At 67.1% G+C, this 18089-nt stretch carries 12 protein-coding genes and 1 riboswitch; of the genes, 3 read left to right on the top strand and 9 right to left on the bottom strand.

Annotation, left to right across the window (positions count from 1 at the left end):
* Nucleotides 1-78 precede the first annotated feature (78 nt).
* The 6 genes from mlaE to BAC01S_RS25640 all read right to left on the bottom strand — a co-directional run bounded on the left by mlaE (nt 79) and on the right by BAC01S_RS25640 (nt 5260).
* On the bottom strand, nt 79-855 hold the full coding sequence (gene mlaE, locus BAC01S_RS25665; protein ID WP_027797336.1) for a lipid asymmetry maintenance ABC transporter permease subunit MlaE: 777 nt from the start codon (nt 853-855) through the stop codon (nt 79-81).
* Nucleotides 852-1673, bottom strand: coding sequence for an ABC transporter ATP-binding protein (locus BAC01S_RS25660; protein WP_027797335.1), 822 nt, complete (start codon nt 1671-1673; stop codon nt 852-854). The genes mlaE and BAC01S_RS25660 overlap by 4 nt, the downstream gene beginning before the upstream one ends.
* 167 nt (nt 1674-1840) lie before the next feature.
* On the bottom strand, nt 1841-2962 hold the full coding sequence (gene thiE / locus BAC01S_RS34105; RefSeq protein WP_084168862.1) for a thiamine phosphate synthase: 1122 nt from the start codon (nt 2960-2962) through the stop codon (nt 1841-1843).
* Nucleotides 2959-3774 carry a thiazole synthase gene (locus BAC01S_RS25650; RefSeq protein ID WP_027797333.1) on the bottom strand — a complete coding sequence of 272 codons (816 nt, stop codon included), beginning with the start codon at nt 3772-3774 and terminating at the stop codon, nt 2959-2961. The genes thiE and BAC01S_RS25650 overlap by 4 nt, the downstream gene beginning before the upstream one ends.
* 82 nt (nt 3775-3856) lie before the next feature.
* Nucleotides 3857-4054 carry a sulfur carrier protein ThiS gene (gene thiS / locus BAC01S_RS25645; protein ID WP_027797332.1) on the bottom strand — a complete coding sequence of 66 codons (198 nt, stop codon included), beginning with the start codon at nt 4052-4054 and terminating at the stop codon, nt 3857-3859.
* Nucleotides 4055-4120: 66 nt separating this feature from the next.
* A complete protein-coding gene (locus BAC01S_RS25640) occupies nt 4121-5260 on the bottom strand; it encodes an FAD-dependent oxidoreductase (RefSeq protein ID WP_027797331.1) in 1140 nt (379 codons plus the stop codon).
* 241 nt (nt 5261-5501) lie between these two features.
* Nucleotides 5502-5615: riboswitch (TPP riboswitch) on the bottom strand.
* A 343-nt stretch (nt 5616-5958) separates the two neighbouring features.
* Between BAC01S_RS25640 and BAC01S_RS25635 the strand changes: the two genes are divergently transcribed.
* The 3 genes from BAC01S_RS25635 (at nt 5959) to BAC01S_RS25625 (ending at nt 10627) form a co-directional block, all read left to right on the top strand.
* Nucleotides 5959-7710 carry an ABC transporter ATP-binding protein/permease gene (locus BAC01S_RS25635; RefSeq protein WP_027797330.1) on the top strand — a complete coding sequence of 584 codons (1752 nt, stop codon included), beginning with the start codon at nt 5959-5961 and terminating at the stop codon, nt 7708-7710.
* A gap of 252 nt (nt 7711-7962) precedes the next feature.
* Nucleotides 7963-9222 carry an MFS transporter gene (locus BAC01S_RS25630; RefSeq protein WP_027797329.1) on the top strand — a complete coding sequence of 420 codons (1260 nt, stop codon included), beginning with the start codon at nt 7963-7965 and terminating at the stop codon, nt 9220-9222.
* Nucleotides 9223-9268: 46 nt separating this feature from the next.
* On the top strand, nt 9269-10627 hold the full coding sequence (locus BAC01S_RS25625) for a D-amino acid dehydrogenase (protein WP_027797328.1): 1359 nt from the start codon (nt 9269-9271) through the stop codon (nt 10625-10627).
* Nucleotides 10628-10664: 37 nt separating this feature from the next.
* Here the strand turns inward: BAC01S_RS25625 and thpR are convergent, their stop codons facing one another.
* The 3 genes from thpR to BAC01S_RS25610 all read right to left on the bottom strand — a co-directional run bounded on the left by thpR (nt 10665) and on the right by BAC01S_RS25610 (nt 17619).
* Nucleotides 10665-11213, bottom strand: coding sequence for an RNA 2',3'-cyclic phosphodiesterase (gene thpR / locus BAC01S_RS25620; RefSeq protein ID WP_027797327.1), 549 nt, complete (start codon nt 11211-11213; stop codon nt 10665-10667).
* Between the two features lie 129 nt (nt 11214-11342).
* A complete protein-coding gene (locus BAC01S_RS25615) occupies nt 11343-12809 on the bottom strand; it encodes a glutamate synthase subunit beta (RefSeq protein ID WP_027797326.1) in 1467 nt (488 codons plus the stop codon).
* A 109-nt stretch (nt 12810-12918) separates the two neighbouring features.
* A complete protein-coding gene (locus tag BAC01S_RS25610; protein WP_027797325.1) occupies nt 12919-17619 on the bottom strand; it encodes a glutamate synthase-related protein in 4701 nt (1566 codons plus the stop codon).
* Nucleotides 17620-18089 lie beyond the last annotated feature (470 nt).

Raw genomic sequence — 18089 nt, 5'->3', positions numbered from 1 at the left:
GCGGCGCCAGCGCCCGCCGTCTTCAGGTGGAGCCGCCGAGGCGAGCCCGCGCGGCCCGCCCTCTCGCAGCCTGCGACCTTAGCTGAACATCAGTGCGGTGAGCAGGAAGTCGAGGCCCAGCACCGCGAGCGACGCGTAGACGACCGTCTTCGTGGTCGCGCGCGACACGCCCTCGGGCGTCGGCTTGGCCTCGTAGCCCTGGTAAAGCGCGGTGAACGTCACGGCGAAACCGAACACGATGCTCTTGATCACGCCGTTGCCCACGTCGGTCCAGACGTCCACGCCGCCTTGCATCTGCGACCAGAAAGCGCCCGCGTCGACGCCGATCAGCAGCACGCCCACCACGTAGCCGCCGAGTATGCCGACCGCGCTGAAGATCGCCGCGAGGATCGGCATGGCGATCACGCCCGCCCACATGCGCGGCGCGACCACGATACGCACGGGGTCGACCGCCATCATCTCCATCGCCGTCAGTTGCTCGCCGGCCTTCATGAGGCCGATTTCGGCCGTGAGCGAGGTGCCCGCGCGGCCCGCGAACAGGAGCGCCGTGACGACGGGCCCGAGCTCGCGCACGAGCGAAAGCGCCACCAGCAGGCCGAGCGCCTGTTCGGAACCGTAGCGGTTGAGCGTGTAATAGCCCTGCAGACCCAGCACGAAGCCGACGAAGAGCCCCGAGACGGCAATGATCAACAGCGAATAATTACCGACGAAGTGGATCTGCTTCGTGACAAGGCGCGGCCGCCGCAGGAGCGGGAAGAATTCGAGCACGAGACGCACGAAGAAGCGGGCCGCGTGACCGGCGCGCGTGATCTGTTCGATCACCGAGCGCCCGAGCGAACTGATGGCGCCGATCATGAGCGGCCTCCGCCGATGCCGAAATCCGCGGCGAGCGGCACGTCCGCCGGGTAATGAAAACGGAACGGGCCGTCCGGGGCGCCGTCGATGAACTGGCGCACGGTCGGGTCGGTGGAGGCACGCAGCTCGGCGGGCGTACCTTGCGCGTGCACGCCGCCGTTGGCAAGAAAGTACACATAGTCGGCGATCGCGAACGACTCCGGCACGTCGTGCGTGACGAGGATCGAGGTCGCGCCGAGCGCTTCGTTGAGCGTGCGGATCAGGTTTGCCGTGATGCCGAGCGAGATCGGGTCGAGGCCCGCGAACGGCTCGTCGTACATCATGAGTTCGGGGTCGAGCGCGATGGCGCGCGCCAGCGCGACGCGCCGGGCCATGCCGCCCGAGATCTCCGACGGCGCGAGGTCGCGGGCGCCGCGCAAGCCCACGGCGTTGAGCTTCATCAACACGAGGTCGCGGATCAGCTCTTCGGGAAGATCGGTGTGTTCGCGCAAGGCGAAGGCGACATTTTCGAACACCGACATGTCGGTGAAGAGCGCGCCGAACTGGAACAGCATGCCCATCCTGCGCCGCAGGGCATAGAGGCCCGCGCGCGACTGGGCGCCCACGTCTTCGCCATGAAACAGCACCTGGCCGCGCCGGGCGCGCACGAGACCGCCGATCAGACGCAGCACCGTCGTCTTGCCGCCGCCGGAGCCGCCCATGACCGCCACGACCTGACCGCGCCCAAAGCGCATGTTCAGGCCGGACAGGACGAGCCGGTCGCCATAGCCGAAATCGACGTCGCGCAGCTCCAGCAGGGATTCAGATGAGGATGGCACGTAAGCTGACAGTCCATTTACACGAAGGCGGGATTATAGGGCCATCATGAAAAAGCTGCCGTGACACGCCCCGTCGCCGATTCAGCCGGTAAAGGACGTCAACCCGACGTCGACCGGCCCCCCGACGGCATGGCCGGACAAACGTTCGGCCTTCCGTCAGCGGGCCATTATTGCGTAAACGCGTTCTGCAACGCAGCAACCGCTACAGCCGGGTCGGCGGCCTCGGTCACCGCCCGCACGACGGCCGCACAGCCGACGCCCGTGGCGAGCACTTGCGGCAGCACGGCGCCGTCGATGCCGCCAATCGCCACGAGCGGGACCACGCCCTCGAGAAGCTGCACGTAGCGCACGAGACGCTTGAGCCCCTGCGGCGCGGTCGGCATCGCCTTGGTGGTGGTGGGGAACACGGCGCCGAGCGCGAGATAGCTCGGGCGGAAGTGCAGCGCCGTGAGCATCTCGAAGTAGCCGTGCGTCGAGAGGCCGAGGCGCACGCCCGCCGCCGCGAGAGCGCCGAGATCCGCGTCGCGCAGGTCCTCCTGGCCGAGGTGCACGCCGTAAGCGCCCGCCGCCAGCGCCTCCTGCCAGTGGTCGTTGATGAACACGCGGGCGTCGTGCCGGCGTCCCGCCGCAACACAGCGTTCTATTTCCGCCACCAATTGCGGCGACTTCGGCTGCTTGCTGCGCAGCTGCACCGTCTTCGCGCCGTAGTCGAGCACGCGCTCGACCCAGTCGGCCGTCGGCAGCACGGGGTACAGGCCGAGCTTCGCCGGGCACGGCGCGAATGGCTGGGCCGGCGCGGCGGGCAGGCCCAGCACGCGCGGAAAGCGCGTGAAGTCGACCGGCCACGCGTACTCGCGGGTCTCGTCAACCTCATCGCCGTCGCGCCAGGCCAGCGCCAGCACGAGCGCGTCGTGCGGATCGAAGCCGCAGTCGAGGAATGCCGCCAGCGCCGGCACCCAGTCCTCGGCCAGCCCGCCTTCCAGCGCGTAGCGCACGCCGCCCAGATGCAGCGTCACGCGGCCCGCCTTGGGATCGTCGCTGGCCGCTTCGATCACGCCTGCGCCTGCGGTCATCCAGCGTGCGATGTTCGCGAGGTGCGGCGCGGCGTCGGTCACCATGATCAGGTCGCCGCCGTTCGGCGCATCCGGCGGCGTGAGGCAGATGCGCCAGGGCGCCTGCGTGGGCGGCCAGTCGCCAAGGCGTGCGCGGATGCGCTCCGCGGTGGTGGTCAACTCGTCGGCCGGCGGCCAGAACAGTTCGCGGTCCTGCAGTCGCAGCGTCTCGGTCATTGCTTGACTCCATCCTGATGCCAGAACGGCATGCCCACGACAGGCGTGCTCGCCACGGCCGCCTCGCGCTCGGCCATCGGCCCGGCGAGATACGCGGCGCGGCCCGCCTCCACGCCCAGCGCGAACGCGCGCGCCATCGCGTCCGGGTGCGTCGCCTGCGAGACTGCCGTGTTGAGCAGCACGCCGTCGAAACCCCACTCCATCACCTGTGCCGCGTGCGAGGGCACGCCAAGGCCCGCGTCGACGATCAGCGGCACGTCCGGCAGCCGTTCGCGCAGCACGCGCAGGCCGTAGGGATTGATCACCCCCTTGCCGGTGCCGATCGGCGCGCCCCACGGCATCAGCGCCTCGCAGCCCGCGTCGAGCAGACGCCGGCCGATCACGAGGTCTTCGGTGCAGTAGGGCAGCACCTTGAAGCCGTCCCTCGCGAGGCGCGACGCGGCCTCGATCAGGCCGACCGGATCGGGCTGCAGCGTGTAGTCGTCGCCGATCAGCTCGAGCTTGATCCAGTCGGTTTCGAAGACTTCACGCGCCATGTGGGCCGTCGTCACGGCCTCGTCGACGGTGAGGCAGCCCGCCGTGTTCGGCAGGAGCGGCACGCCGTGGCGCTTGAGCAGGTCGAAGAAGCCCGCTTCGGCGGTGCCGTCGTTCATCTGGCGGCGCAGCGCCACGGTGATCATGCCGGGACGCGCCGCGTCGATCGAATCGGACAGCGACTGCAGCGACGGATAGCGCGACGAGCCGAGCAGCACGCGGCTCGCGAAGGTTTCGCCGTAGAGCGTGAGCGCGTCGGCGGTGGAGGTGGTGGTCATGGCGGAGGAATCCTTGCGCGGTGGCATCGGGTCGAGGCGTCAAAGAGACGACGCGCAAAAGCACGCGAACGGGCGAGGCGGCTCAGCCGCCCGCCACCGGGCTCACGACGTCGAGGCGGTCGCCCGCCTGGAGCGCGCGCGCGCCGTGCTGGCCGCGCGCGACGAAATCGCCGTTCAGTGCGACCGCATAAGGCGGCCGCGCGCCGAACGCGGCGAGCGCGTCGGCAACGGTCGCCCCTTCGGGCAGCGTGAGCGGCTTCTGGTTGATCTGTATGTCCATGTCGATTCTGTTCACTGCAAGTCTTGTTACGGGAAACGCTCCTCGTGCAAGCCATACCGCCGCACGTCAGGCCGGCTCCTGCGCGCCCTGCGCATGCAGCATCGCGCTCCAGCGCGAGTCGCGGCGCAGCGTTTCGAAGGTGTCCTGATCGGTCACGCGCTGATCGAGCAGCGCCTCGCCGCAGCGGACCGCTTCGTCGGCCACGGCCGGCGCGATCATGAAGCCGTGCCGATAGAGGCCATTCACGCGCAAGGTTTGTGCGCCGTCCCAGATCAGCGCCGGACGATGATCGGGCAGCGTTGGACGGCACTGCGAATTGAGTTCGAGGATGCGCGCCTCGCCGAAGGCCGGATGCACGGCGAACGCGGCGCTCAGCAATTCGAGCGCCGAACGCACGCTCACCGGCGACATGTCCTCGCCTTCGATCTCGGTGGCGCCGATCACGTAGAGGTCGTTCTGCTTCGGCGCGATATAGAGCGGGTAGCGCGGATGCAGGAGACGCACGGGCCGCATGAGCCCGATGCCCGGCGCGTGCACGCGCGCGACTTCGCCGCGAATCCCGCGCAGCGAAGGCACGGCGGGCTTGGCGCCCAGGCCCCGGCAATCGATGGTCACGCGGGCGCGCGGCAGATCGGCGTCGTTCACGCTCGTGTGCCAGTGCGTTTCGACGCCCCGTTGCACGAGCCCCGCCGCCAGCGCCTTGAGCACCTGGCGGTTGTCGAGCTGCCCTTCGCCGGGCAGCAGCCAGCCGCGCGCGAAGCGCCCGGCAAGCGCGGGCTCGGCTGCGTCGAGCTCTTTGCCCGCCAGTGCGACGAAGCCTTCATCGGCGAGCCAGTGCGGCGCGTTTGCACGCACGCGGCGCTCGAAAAGCGGCGCCTCCGTACGGTCGGCGTGATGCCAGACCACGAGCGTGCCGTTGTGCTGGAAGAACACCGGCTCCGGCAGCTCCGCGAGAATCTGCGGCCACGTCTCGAGCGACGCGACGCCGAGCTCGGTGATGAGCAGCTCGGCGACGGCGGCCTCGGCCAGCGGCGCGAGCATCGCGGCCGCGACCCACGCGGCCGCGTCGGCGCCTTCGGGACCGCCGCGCTCGTAGAGCGCGACGCGGTGGCCCGCGCCGGCGAGCCGCCAGGCGACAAGGCGCCCCGAAAGCCCTCCGCCGAGAACGGCGAAGTCCGGCATGGCTGCGGCAGAGCGGGCGTTCATGACGCGACTCCGCCGCGCGCGAACCCACGCATGCCGGAACAGGCCGAAATGCTGACCGGCGCGCGGGCCAAATGAACTGAATGAACTGAGGAATAGGCGGTCATCGTATCCTTTCCGTACGGCAGCAGCAGACGTACCCAAGGACGAAACCGGCTGGCAAGGCCGGCCGGACAGGCGTATGGGGCGATGGGGCACGGGTCCCATGCACGCTTGCCCGGCGGGAAACTGGAACGGACTCCAGCAAGACTTTCCGGAAACTTCCCGCGCCGGTATTACCCGGATCGGGTGCGAAGGGTCTCTCTCAGCCTCACAGCGACATGCCCGGCATGCCGGCGAAGCACCCCTGTTTCGTCAACGGACATTAGACCACAAAAGGCGCGGAGCCCGCAAACCGCGCCGGCGCGGGCGCCGCGGCCCGCCACCGCGCATGCCGCCTTGCTCGCGCCCGACCGGCCCCGAGCATTTGCCGGGAGGTTTCCGTGCTCTGGCACAATGCCCGCAACGCCCGGATCCGCCCGCCGGCGGCCGCCGGTGAGACAATGAGCCGCGCGCGCTTACACGGCGATTGAACACGTCGATCGAACGGCGATTGAACGACGGTTAAGCCCGGCTTAAGCGGCTGGCGACAGAATCCCTGCACCGCCGTCGCCGCGCGCTCGCCTTCTCCGGCCTCGGGCCGGGTCAACATCAGGACGCACATGACCAACCTTTCTTCCCGCGCCACGCCGGATCAGCCCGAAAAGATCACGGCCTGGAGCCTGATCAAACCCTACTGGGTGTCCGAGGAGCGATGGATCGCCTGGGGGCTGCTCATCGCGATCGTCGTCATCAACCTGCTGGTCGTGTGGATCAACGTGCGGCTCAACAGCTGGAACGCCGACTTCTACAACGCGCTGCAGGGCAAGGACGTCAAGCAGTTCCCGCACCTTCTGATGATCTTCACGGTGCTCGCGTTCGCCTTCATCATCCTCGCGGTGTACGGACGCTATCTGCGCCAGATGCTCGGCTTCCGCTGGCGCCAGTGGCTCACCACGCGCTTTCTCGACGAGTGGCTCGGCAAGGGCGCGTTCTACCGTATCGAACGCGACCGGCTGGCCGACAACCCCGACCAGCGGATCAGCGACGACCTCCAGTCGTTCGCGACCAGTACGCTCTCGCTCACGCTGGACCTGCTCTCCACGGTCGTCACGCTGATCTCCTTCGTGACGATTCTCTGGACGCTCGCGGGCGCGCTTTCGATCACGCTGGGCGGCCACCCGATCGCGATTCCGGGTTACATGGTATGGGCCGCCGCGCTCTACGCCGTGCTCGGCTCCGTCGTGATCCAGAAGGTGGGCCACCCGCTCGTGTCGATCAACTACCAGCAACAGAAAGTCGAGGCGGACTTCCGCTTCGGCCTCATCCGCCTGCGCGAAAACGCCGAGCAGATCGCCTTCTACGACGGCATGAACACCGAGCTCGGCAGTGCGCAAGGCCTCTTCCAGCACATTCGCGACAACTGGTGGCGCGTGATGAAGTACACGAAGCGCCTCACCTTCGTGCTGAGCTTCTACGGGCAGATCGCCATCATCTTCCCGCTCGTCGTCGCCGCGCCGCGCTATTTCGCGGGCGCGTTCACGTTCGGCGTGCTGATGCAGATCTCGCAGGCGTTCGGCACCGTGAGCGATTCGTTCTCGTGGTTCATCAACAGTTACTCGACGCTGGTCGACTGGCGCGCCACCGTCAACCGTCTGCGCGAATTCGTGCGCGTGGTCCACTCGCCGCGCCTGAAGGAAACCGTCTCGCCCGCCACCGAGCACGGCGGCATCAACCTGCACTTCGTCGACGCGAATGCGCTCTCCACCGACCGCCTGAAGCTCGCCCTGCCTAACGGCACGCCGCTTTCGGAAGTGCGCGACGTCGCCATCAAGCCGGGCTCGCGCTGGCTCGTGCGCGGCCCCTCGGGCGCGGGCAAGAGCACGCTGATGCGCGCGCTCGCGGGCCTCTGGCCGTTCGGCGAAGGCTCGATCGACGCGCCCGTGGACGCGCGCATGATGTTCATCCCGCAGCAAAGCTATCTGCCGATCGGCACGCTCAAGGCGGCGCTCACCTACCCGTCGCCGGCCGACGACTACAGCGACGAGGACTGCCGCGAGGCGCTGCGCGCCTGCCGCCTCGAAGACTACGCGGACCGCCTCGCCGAGTCGGCGCACTGGACGCGCGTGCTCTCGCCTGGCGAGCAGCAGCGGCTGGCCGGCGCGCGCGTGCTGCTGCACAAGCCCGACTACCTGTTCCTCGACGAAGCGACGAGCGCCCTCGATTCCGACAACGAAGGCCGTCTCTACAAGCTCCTCAACGAACGCCTGCCGAAGGCGGCAATCGTGAGCGTCGCGCATCGCGAATCGCTTGCTGCCTTCCACGACGAAACGCTCGACATCGAGCGCATGCCCGAAGAGCGGATCGCCGCATAAAGGGTACCAGCGGGTGCCGGCGCAAGCGTGCCGGCGCGCGTGTCGCGCCGCTCGCCGACACCCCTGCGTCAAGCCCGTATCGAGCCCTTCATTCGCTTCCTGGCGCTTCCTCGCGCTGCCTGGCTAAGGGAAATGTAATCGAACGCTCGCCTGCGCGTTCCCTCGCGCCGTAAAATAGCCCCCGCTCCAGCATTCATGCCGCATACGGCATGACAGATGGTGGCGCACACAACAATTGGGGGAAGGCACGCGATGGGATCGTTCCAGTGGTTCACGGAACTGAACGGACGCGAGCGTCGAACGCTCTACGCCGGCTTCGGTGGCTACGCCGTCGACGCGTTCGATTTCATGATCTACTCGTTCCTGATCCCCACGCTGATCGCCTCCTGGGGTATGAGCAAGAGCGAGGCCGGGATGATCGCGACGAGCTCGCTGATCTCATCGGCGCTCGGCGGCTGGCTCGCGGGCGTGCTGGCCGACCGCTACGGCCGCGTGCGCGTGCTGCAGTGGACCATCGCGACATTCGCGGTCTTCACCTGCCTCTCCGGATTCACGAACTCGTTCTGGCAACTGCTCGCCACGCGCACGCTGCAGGGTTTCGGCTTCGGCGGCGAATGGTCGGTGGTCACGATCATGATGGCGGAGACGATCCGCGCGCCGCAGCACCGCGCCAAGGCGGTGGGCACCCTGCAGAGCAGCTGGTCGTTCGGCTGGGCCGCGGCCGCGATCTTCTACTGGGCCTTCTTCGCCGTCCTGCCCGAGGCGCTCGCCTGGCGCGCCTGCTTCTGGATCGGCATCGTGCCCGCGCTCTGGATCTTCTACGTGCGCCGCAACGTGAGCGACCCCGACGTTTTCGTGGAAACGCGGCGCGAGCGTGACCGCGGCGCCCCGCATGCGCATTTCCTGCAGATCTTCTCGCGTGCGCATCTCGCCACCACGCTGCTCGGCAGCGCGCTCTGCACCGGCATGCTCGGCGGCTACTACGCGATCACCACCTGGCTGCCCACGTACCTGAAAACCGTGCGCCATCTCTCGGTGTTCGACACGAGCGGCTACCTGATCGTGCTGATCACCGGCTCGTTTGCGGGCTATATCGTCGGCGCGATTCTCTGCGACCGCATCGGCCGGCGCACCTCGTTCGTCCTGTTCGCGCTCGGCTCGTTCGCGCTCGGCATGGCCTACACCATGCTGCCCATCACGAATGGCGCCATGCTGCTGCTCGGCTTTCCGCTCGGCCTCGTGGTGCAGGGCATCTTCGCGGGCATCGGCGCGTATCTCTCCGAGCTTTATCCAAACTCGATCCGCGGCTCCGGCCAGGGCTTTTGCTACAACCTCGGGCGCGGTCTTGGCTCGCTGTTCCCGATTCTCGTCGGCACGCTCGCGCAGTCGACGTCGCTCGTGAAAGCGATCGGCGGCGTGGCCGGCGCCGGCTATCTGCTCGTGATCGTCTCCGCCCTCTGCCTGCCCGAAACGAAGGGCAAGGCGCTCATTGCGAAATCCGCTGCACGATGAGCTCGAACGTGCTGCAATACCTCCCGTCCCACCCGAGTCGACCGGCATGAAAACGATCGTCCTCGGCGCCGGTGTGATCGGCGTCGCTACTGCGTATTATCTGAGCGAACGGGGCTGCGACGTCACCGTCATCGAGCGCGAACCCGGCGTCGCGCTCGGCACGAGCTTCGGCAACGCGGGCGTGATCGCGCCCGGCTACGTCACGCCATGGGCTGCGCCCGGCATGCCCGCGAAGCTCCTCAAATATCTGCTCAAGCCCACTTCCCCGCTCATCTTCCGGCCCACGCTCGCCCCCTCGCAATGGCGCTGGATCGCGCGCTGGCTGCGCGAATGCAACCTCGAACGCTTTCGTGTGAACAAACAGCGGATGCAGCGCATTGCCTACTACAGCCGCACCTGCCTGCACGCGTTCCGCGAAACGCACGCGTTCGAATACGGGCGCAGCCAGGGCTACCTGCAGCTCTTTCGCAGCGACTACGACCGGGAACTCGCCCAACCGGCGCTCGACGTGCTGCGCGATGCGGGCATCGCCTGGCGCGAACTCGACGCCGCGGGGTGCATGCAGATCGAGCCAGGGCTCGCGTGGTCGCAGATCAAACCGGTTGCGGGCATCTATCTGCCCGACGACGAAGCGGGCGACTGCGCGCGCTTCACGCGCGAGCTGCGCGCCGTGTGCGAAGCCAACGGGGTGCGCTTTCTGTTCGACACCGAAGTGGAAGCCCTGCAAGCCGAAGGCGGCAAGGTGAGCGGCGTGCGCGTGCGCGCCGGCCGCGGCAAGCTCAACCGGCGCGAGCAGCGCCGCGCGCCGGCCGAGGTGCTGAGCCCGTCCGCGAGCGCGCCCGAAGCATCCGACACCGCGCCGCGGACACTCGCCGCCGACGCGGTAATTGTCGCGCTAGGCGTGGAGAGCGCGGCACTCGTGGCACCGCTCGGCGTGCGCGTGCCCCTCTATCCCGTGAAGGGCTACTCGGCCACGCTGCCCGTCGTCGACGAGCAAAAGGCCCCGCGCGCCGCGCTCATGGACGAATCGCTCAAGACGGCGATCACGCGTTTCGGCCCGTATCTGCGCGTCGCGGGCACGGCGGAGCTGGGCGACCATCGCGCGACGCTGCGCGAGCAGGCGCTGCAGACGCTCATGAAAGTGCTCGACGACTGGTTCCCGCATGCGGCCACGCCCTCGTCGGCGCAGTTCTGGGTCGGACGGCGGCCCATGGTGCCGGACGGCGCGCCGCTGCTTGGCGCTTCCGGTGTCGAAGGGCTTTGGCTCAACGTCGGGCACGGCTCGACGGGCTGGGCGATGTCGATGGGCTCCGGGCGCGTGGTGGCCGATCTCGTCACGCGGCGCACGCCCGAAATCGATCTCGACGGACTCACGCTGGCGCGCTACCGGCGCAACGGGCATTGAAGCGCGGCCTCCTGCCCCTGAATATCCTGCATGCGGCTCACGCCAGCGCCACGCTGGCCAGCGCGTCGTAGCGCGCGCCCTGCCGGGCGAGCGTGCTCGAATACAGCACAAGCGCCTCGAATCGCAATGGCGGCAGCGCTTCGCCGCTCAGGGCCGCGGGCCCCGCGGCGGCGTCGCGCGCGAACCGCGCGAGCGTCACGTGCGGGCGAAATGCGCGCGCATCGAGCGGCAATCCCACCTCGCCCATCAGGGAGCGCACGCGCCAGTCGAGCGCGGTCAACGCGTCCGACATCGCCAGCGCCGCCACGATCAGCCGCGGCTGCGCGCAGCCCGGCCAGCATTCGATTTTCGTCACCGGCGCAGGCGGAACCGGCAGCGCTTGTCCGGCCAGCCGCTGCGAGAGCACCTCGCCCTGGTCGAACGACATCGCGCCGATGAACGCCACGGTCAGATGCAGCTGCGCATACGGTACGCGCCGCGCGTTGGGCGGCACGTCGAGCGCGGCCAGCGCGTCGCGCGACGCGGCATCGGGCGCGAGCGCGACGAAGCAGCGCCGCCACTGATCGGTCTCGCGGGCTTCGGACATGATCGGCAGCCGTCAAGTGAGTCGGGCAATCGCGTCATGGTAACTCGCGTGCGTCAGAACGCAAAAAAGCCGGGCACGCCTTCGGGCGCCCGGCTTCGATGTCGGCCAGAGTGCGTGCCTTAGCGTGCCTTAGCGCGGCAGCTCCGTGCGCCCCATCAGATACGCGTCAACCGAGCGCGCGCATTGGCGCCCTTCGCGGATCGCCCAGACGACGAGCGACTGGCCGCGGCGCATGTCGCCGGCGGCGAAGACCTTGTCGACCGACGTGTAGTACGCCTTCTCGCCTTCGGTCGAGGCGCGCACGTTGCCGCGCGCGTCCTTGTCGACGCCGAATGCTTCGAGCACCGGCGAGACCGGCTGCGTAAAGCCCATGGCGAGCAGCACGAGATCGGCCTTCATTTCGAACTCCGAACCGGGCACTTCGACCATCTTGCCGTCCTTCCACTCGATGCGCGCGGCGACGAGCTTCTCGACCTTGCCGTTCTTGCCTTCGAGGCGCTTCGTGGCGACCGACCAGTCGCGCTGGCAGCCTTCCTCGTGCGACGACGAGGTGCGCAGCTTGATCGGCCAATACGGCCAGACGAGCGGCTTGTTCTCCTCTTCGGGCGGCTGCGGCAGCAGTTCGAACTGCGTGACGCTCTTCGCGCCGTGGCGGTTCGAGGTGCCCACGCAGTCGGAGCCCGTATCGCCGCCGCCGATCACGACAACGTGCTTGCCCTTCGCCACGAGCTGGTCGGCCAGTTTGTCGCCCGCGTTGACCTTGTTCTGCTGCGGCAGGAATTCCATCGCGTAGTAGATGCCTTCGAGCTCGCGGCCCGGCACCGGCAGGTCGCGCGGCGTTTCCGAACCGCCCGCGATCACCACGGCGTCGAACTGCTCCTTCAGCTGGTCCGGCGTGATGGTTTCCTTCGCCGTGCTGCCGATGAATGCCGGCAATTCGCCCTTGCCAATGAAGACATTGGTGCGGAACGTCACGCCTTCGGCTTCCATCTGGCGCATGCGGCGGTCGATCAGCCACTTCTCCAGCTTGAAGTCGGGGATGCCGTAACGCAGCAGGCCGCCGATGCGGTCGTTCTTTTCGAACACCGTCACGTCATGCCCGGCGCGCGCAAGCTGCTGCGCGGCGGCGAGGCCCGCGGGGCCCGAGCCCACCACGGCGACCTTCTTGCCGGTCTTGTGCTTCGCGATCTGCGGCGCGACCCAACCTTCGGCCCAGGCCTTGTCGATGATCGCGTGCTCGATCGACTTGATGCCCACGGGATCGTCGTTGATGCCGAGCGTACAGGCCGCTTCGCACGGCGCCGGGCAGATGCGGCCCGTGAACTCGGGAAAGTTGTTGGTCGAATGCAGCACCTCGATCGCCGACTTCCAGTCCTGGCGGAAGACCAGGTCGTTGAAGTCGGGGATGATGTTGTTCACCGGGCAGCCGTTGTTGCAGAACGGAATGCCGCAGTCCATGCAGCGCGCGCCCTGGAGCTTCGCGTCCGCGTCGGTGAGTGCCGAAACGAATTCCTTGTAATGCTTCACGCGCGTAAGCGGTGCTTCGTACGCCTCATGCTGGCGCTCGTACTCGAGAAAACCGGTTGCCTTACCCATTTGGCTCTCGTCCATCCATGTATTCGGTGAGGGGATCGGCGCCCGCTGCCGCGCACTTCACGCGCAGCGGCAGGCGCTCCTTCGTCTGTTCAGTCCGTATGCCCGGGCTTCAGGCGGCCAGCACTTCCTGGTTCGCCTTCTTCGCGCCAAGCTCGCCCAGCGCGCGCTTGTATTCCGTCGGGAACACCTTCACGAACTGGCGGCGCGAGGCGTCCCAGTTCTCGAGCAGCGCCTTCGCACGCGGCGAACCCGTGAACTGAAAGTGACGCTCGACGAGTCCCTTGAGCAGCGCTTCGTCGGTCTGGCCCGCGTGCCACAGCGCGCGGTCCACGGTGCGTTCCTGTTCGGCCTGCTGCAGCACCGGATCCAGCGCGACCATCGCGCGGTTGCACTTGCCGGCGAACGTGCCGTCCGGGTCGTAGACGTAGGCCACGCCGCCCGACATGCCGGCCGCGAAATTGCGACCCGTCTCGCCGAGCACGACCACCGTGCCGCCCGTCATGTATTCGCAGCCGTGGTCGCCCGTGCCTTCGACAACCGCCGTCGCGCCCGAGTTACGCACCGCGAAGCGCTCGCCCGCGACGCCGCGCAGGAAGGCTTCGCCTTCGAGCGCGCCGTACATCACCGTGTTGCCGCAGATGATGTTTTCTTCGGACTTGCCGCGGAAGTCGTTGGTCGGACGGATGATGATGCGGCCGCCCGAGAGGCCCTTGCCGACATAGTCGTTGCCGTCGCCCACGAGGTCGAGCGTGATGCCGCGTGCGAGGAACGCGCCGAAGCTCTGGCCCGCCGTGCCCTTCAGCTGGATATGGATCGCGTCGTCGTCCAGGCCGTCGTGGCCGTACTTCTTGGCGATCACGCCCGAGAGCATCGCGCCGACCGTGCGGTTCACGTTGCGCACCGGCTGGATGAACGAGACGTGCTCGCCCGTTTCGATCGCGGCCTTTGCCTTCTCGATCAGCGTGTGGTCGAGCGCGCGGTCGAGACCGTGGTCTTGCGTGTCGACGTGCTTCTTCGCGACTTCAGCGCCGACCGACGGCTGATAGAACACGCGCGAGAAGTCGAGCCCCTTCGCCTTCCAGTGCTCCACGCCACGGCGCGTATCGAGCAGATCCGCGCGGCCGACCAGGTCGTCGAACTTGCGAATGCCCAGTTGCGCCATGATTTCGCGCACTTCTTCGGCGATGAAGAAGAAGAAGTTGACGACGTGCTCGGGCTGGCCCGAGAACTTCGCGCGCAGCACCGGATCTTGCGTGGCGACACCGACCGGGCAGGTGTTCAGGTGGCACTTGCGCATCATGATGCAGCCCTGCACGACGAGCGGCGCCGTCGCGAAGCCGAATTCGTCCGCGCCGAGCAGCGCGCCGATCACCACGTCGCGGCCCGTCTTCATCTGGCCGTCGGCCTGCACGCGAATGCGGCCGCGCAGCTGGTTCAGCACGAGCGTTTGCTGGGTTTCGGCGAGGCCGAGTTCCCACGGCGTGCCCGCATGCTTGAGCGACGAGAGCGGCGAAGCCCCCGTGCCGCCGTCATGACCGGCGATCACCACGTGATCGGCCTTCGCCTTGGCAACGCCCGCAGCGACCGTGCCCACGCCCACTTCCGACACCAGCTTCACCGAGATCGACGACACCGGGTTCACGTTCTTCAGATCGTGAATCAGCTGCGCCAGATCTTCGATCGAGTAGATGTCGTGGTGCGGCGGCGGCGAGATGAGGCCCACGCCCGGCACCGAGTAACGCAGCTTGCCGATGTACTCCGAAACCTTGTGGCCCGGCAGTTGACCGCCTTCGCCCGGCTTCGCGCCCTGCGCCATCTTGATCTGGATCTGGTCCGCCGACGACAGATACTCCGCCGACACGCCGAAGCGGCCGGAAGCCACCTGCTTGATCTTCGAACGCAGCGAGTCGCCGTCCTTCAGCGGGATGTCCTTCACGACTTCCGGCCCGATGATCGACTGCATCGTGTCGCCGTTCTTGATCGGAATACCGCGCAACTCGTTCCGGTAGCGCTTCTCGTCTTCGCCGCCTTCGCCCGTGTTCGACTTGCCGCCGATGCGGTTCATCGCTACCGCCAGCGTGGCGTGCGCTTCCGTGCTGATCGAGCCGAGCGACATCGCACCCGTGGCGAAGCGCTTGACGATTTCCTTGGCCGGCTCGACGTCGTCGATCGAGATCGCGCGCGCCGGGTCGATGCGGAATTCGAAGAGGCCGCGGAACGTCATGTGGCGCTTCGTCTGATCGTTGATCAGGTGCGCGTATTCCTTGTACGTCTGGTATGAATTGCTGCGCGCCGAGTGCTGGAGCTTGGCGATCGCGTCCGGCGTCCACATGTGGTCTTCGCCGCGCACACGGTAGGCGTACTCGCCGCCCGCGTCGAGCATATTTGCGAGAACCGGGCTGTCGCCGAACGCATCGTGATGCAGACGGATCGCTTCTTCCGCCACTTCGAACAGGCCGATGCCGCCCACCTTCGAAGCCGTGCCCCTGAAGTACTTCTGTACGAGGTCGTCGGCCAGACCGACCGCTTCGAAAATCTGCGCGCCCGTGTACGACATGTACGTGGAGATGCCCATCTTCGACATCACCTTGAGCAGGCCCTTGCCCACCGCCTTGGTGAAGTTGTAGACGGCCTTCTCCGGCGACAGATCGCCCTTCAGGCCCTGCGCCATCTGCGCGAGCGTTTCCATCGCGAGGTACGGGTGCACGGCTTCCGCGCCGAAGCCCGCGAGCAGCGCGAAATGGTGCGTTTCACGCGCCGAGCCCGTTTCCACGACGAGACCCGTGCTCGTGCGCAAGCCGTGCTCGACCAGATGCGAGTGGATCGCCGAGGTGGCGAGCAGCGCCGGAATCGCGACGTTGTCGCGGTCCGCGCGGCGGTCCGAGACGATCAGGATGTTGTAGCCCGACTTGACCGCATCCACGGCTTCCGCGCACAGCGACGCGAGGCGCGCCTCGATGCCTTCCTTGCCCCAGGCCACCGGGTAACAGATGTTCAGCTCGTAGCTGCTGAACTTGCCGCCCGTGTACTGCTCGATCGCGCGGATCTTCGCGATGTCCTTGAAGTCGAGCACCGGCTGCGACACTTCGAGACGCATCGGCGGGTTGATGTTGTTGGTGTCGAGCAGGTTCGGCTTCGGGCCGATGAACGACACGAGCGACATCACCATGTTTTCGCGGATCGGGTCGATCGGCGGGTTCGTGACCTGCGCGAACAGCTGCTTGAAGTAGTGGTAGAGCGTCTTGTTCTTGTTGGACATGACCGCCAGCGGCGAGTCGTTGCCCATCGAACCGACAGCCTCTTCACCCGACATCGCCATGGGCGCCATCAGGAACTTGAGGTCCTCCTGCGTGTAGCCGAACGCCTGCTGACGGTCGAGCAGCGCGGCGGCTTCGGCGCGCGCGGTCGCGACGTCTTCCGCCTTCGGCTCGATCTCGTCGAGCTTGATGCGCACGGCGTCGATCCAGCTCTTGTACGGCTTGGCGTTGGCGAGGTTGTCCTTCAGTTCCTTGTCGTCGATGATGCGGCCGTGCTCCATGTCGATCAGGAACATCTTGCCCGGCTGCAGGCGCCACTTCTTGACGATCTTCGACTCGGGAATCGGCAGCGTGCCGGCTTCCGACGCCATGATGACGAGGTCGTCGTCCGTGACGATGTAGCGCGCCGGACGCAGACCGTTACGGTCGAGCGTCGCGCCGATCTGGCGGCCGTCCGTGAAGGCGATCGCGGCGGGGCCGTCCCACGGCTCCATCATCGCGGCATGGTATTCGTAGAATGCCTTGCGGTTCTCGTCCATCAGCGTGTGCTGTTCCCAGGCTTCCGGGATCATCATCATCATCGCGTGGACGAGCGGGTAGCCTGCCATTACCAGCAGTTCGAGACAGTTGTCGAACGAAGCGGTGTCCGACTGGCCCGGGTAGATCAGCGGCCAGAGCTTGGGCAAGTCGCCGCCGAGCACGTGCGAGGCGATCGCGCCGGTACGGGCGTTCAGCCAGTTCACGTTGCCCTTCACGGTGTTGATTTCACCGTTGTGGGCAATCATGCGGTACGGGTGAGCCAGTTCCCACGCCGGGAACGTGTTCGTCGAGAAGCGCTGGTGCACGAGCGCCAATGCCGAGACCACGCGCTCGTCCTGCAGGTCGCGGTAGTACACGCCCACCTGCCCCGCCAGCAGCAGCCCCTTGTAGACGACCGTGCGCGCCGAGCACGACGGCACGAAGTATTCCTTGCCGTGCTTGAGCTTGAGCGCCTGAATGCGGTGGCTCGCGGTCTTGCGGATCACGTACAGCTTGCGCTCCAGCGCGTCCGTGACCATCACGTCCTTGCCGCGGCCGATGAAGATCTGGCGGATCAGCGGCTCGCTCGCCTTCACGGTGGGCGAGATCGGCATGGCGTGGTCGACCGGCACGTCGCGCCAGCCCAGCACCACCTGGCCCTCGGCGCGCACCGTGCGCTCGAGCTCCTGCTCGCAGGCGAGGCGCGAGGCGTGTTCCTTCGGCAGGAAGATCATGCCGACGCCGTACTCGCCGTTCGGCGGCAGCGTCACGCCCTGCTTGGCCATTTCCTCGCGGTAGTACGCGTCCGGAATCTGGATCAGGATGCCCGCGCCGTCGCCCATCAACGGGTCGGCGCCCACGGCGCCCCGGTGGTCGAGGTTCTCGAGAATCTTCAGGCCTTGCTGAATGATTTCGTGGCTCTTCTTGCCCTTGATGTGGGCGACGAAGCCGACGCCGCACGCGTCGTGTTCGTTTTGCGGGTCATACAGACCTTGCGCGGCGGGCACCGCGGCGCGCTGCAGGTGATCGTTCATGGGGACCGTCCAAGAATGGCCAGGGCTGGCCGTTGATTCCGTACTTTTTTGTTCCCGCCGCTTGCGCGACCGCTGTACGGCGTTGCGCGGGCGATGCGGGCTTCCCGCGTTGTGCGCCAAGGAGAGCCGAAAGGCGAATATACGCGACGAATCAAGGGCATGCAAATAAAACTGCATGATATGGACCCAATTATAAAGATGGTGCATCCGCACATCTTTTTATTGGGGCCATATTAAATAAGTGCAAAAGAAAGCGGCATCCGATGATGCCGCCTTCCTGATTAAGCCATTGATTCAAAAAGAATCAATGCGTGCCGGTGCCGGGTTTGCGCTCCTCGTGACTCGATGGCGAACTGGCCGGCGCCGGGCCGCCCGCCGGGGACGGAGCGGGCGAATGCCCCCCCGAACCGGCGGTCTGACTATCCGGATGAGCTGCCGGATGTGTTGTCGGCTGACCACTGCCGTGCCCG

Origin of the sequence: Paraburkholderia acidipaludis NBRC 101816 (genome assembly GCF_000684975.1) — a bacterium.
Taxonomy (GTDB): domain Bacteria; phylum Pseudomonadota; class Gammaproteobacteria; order Burkholderiales; family Burkholderiaceae; genus Paraburkholderia; species Paraburkholderia acidipaludis.
This window is presented reverse-complemented; position numbering and strand designations above follow the sequence as displayed.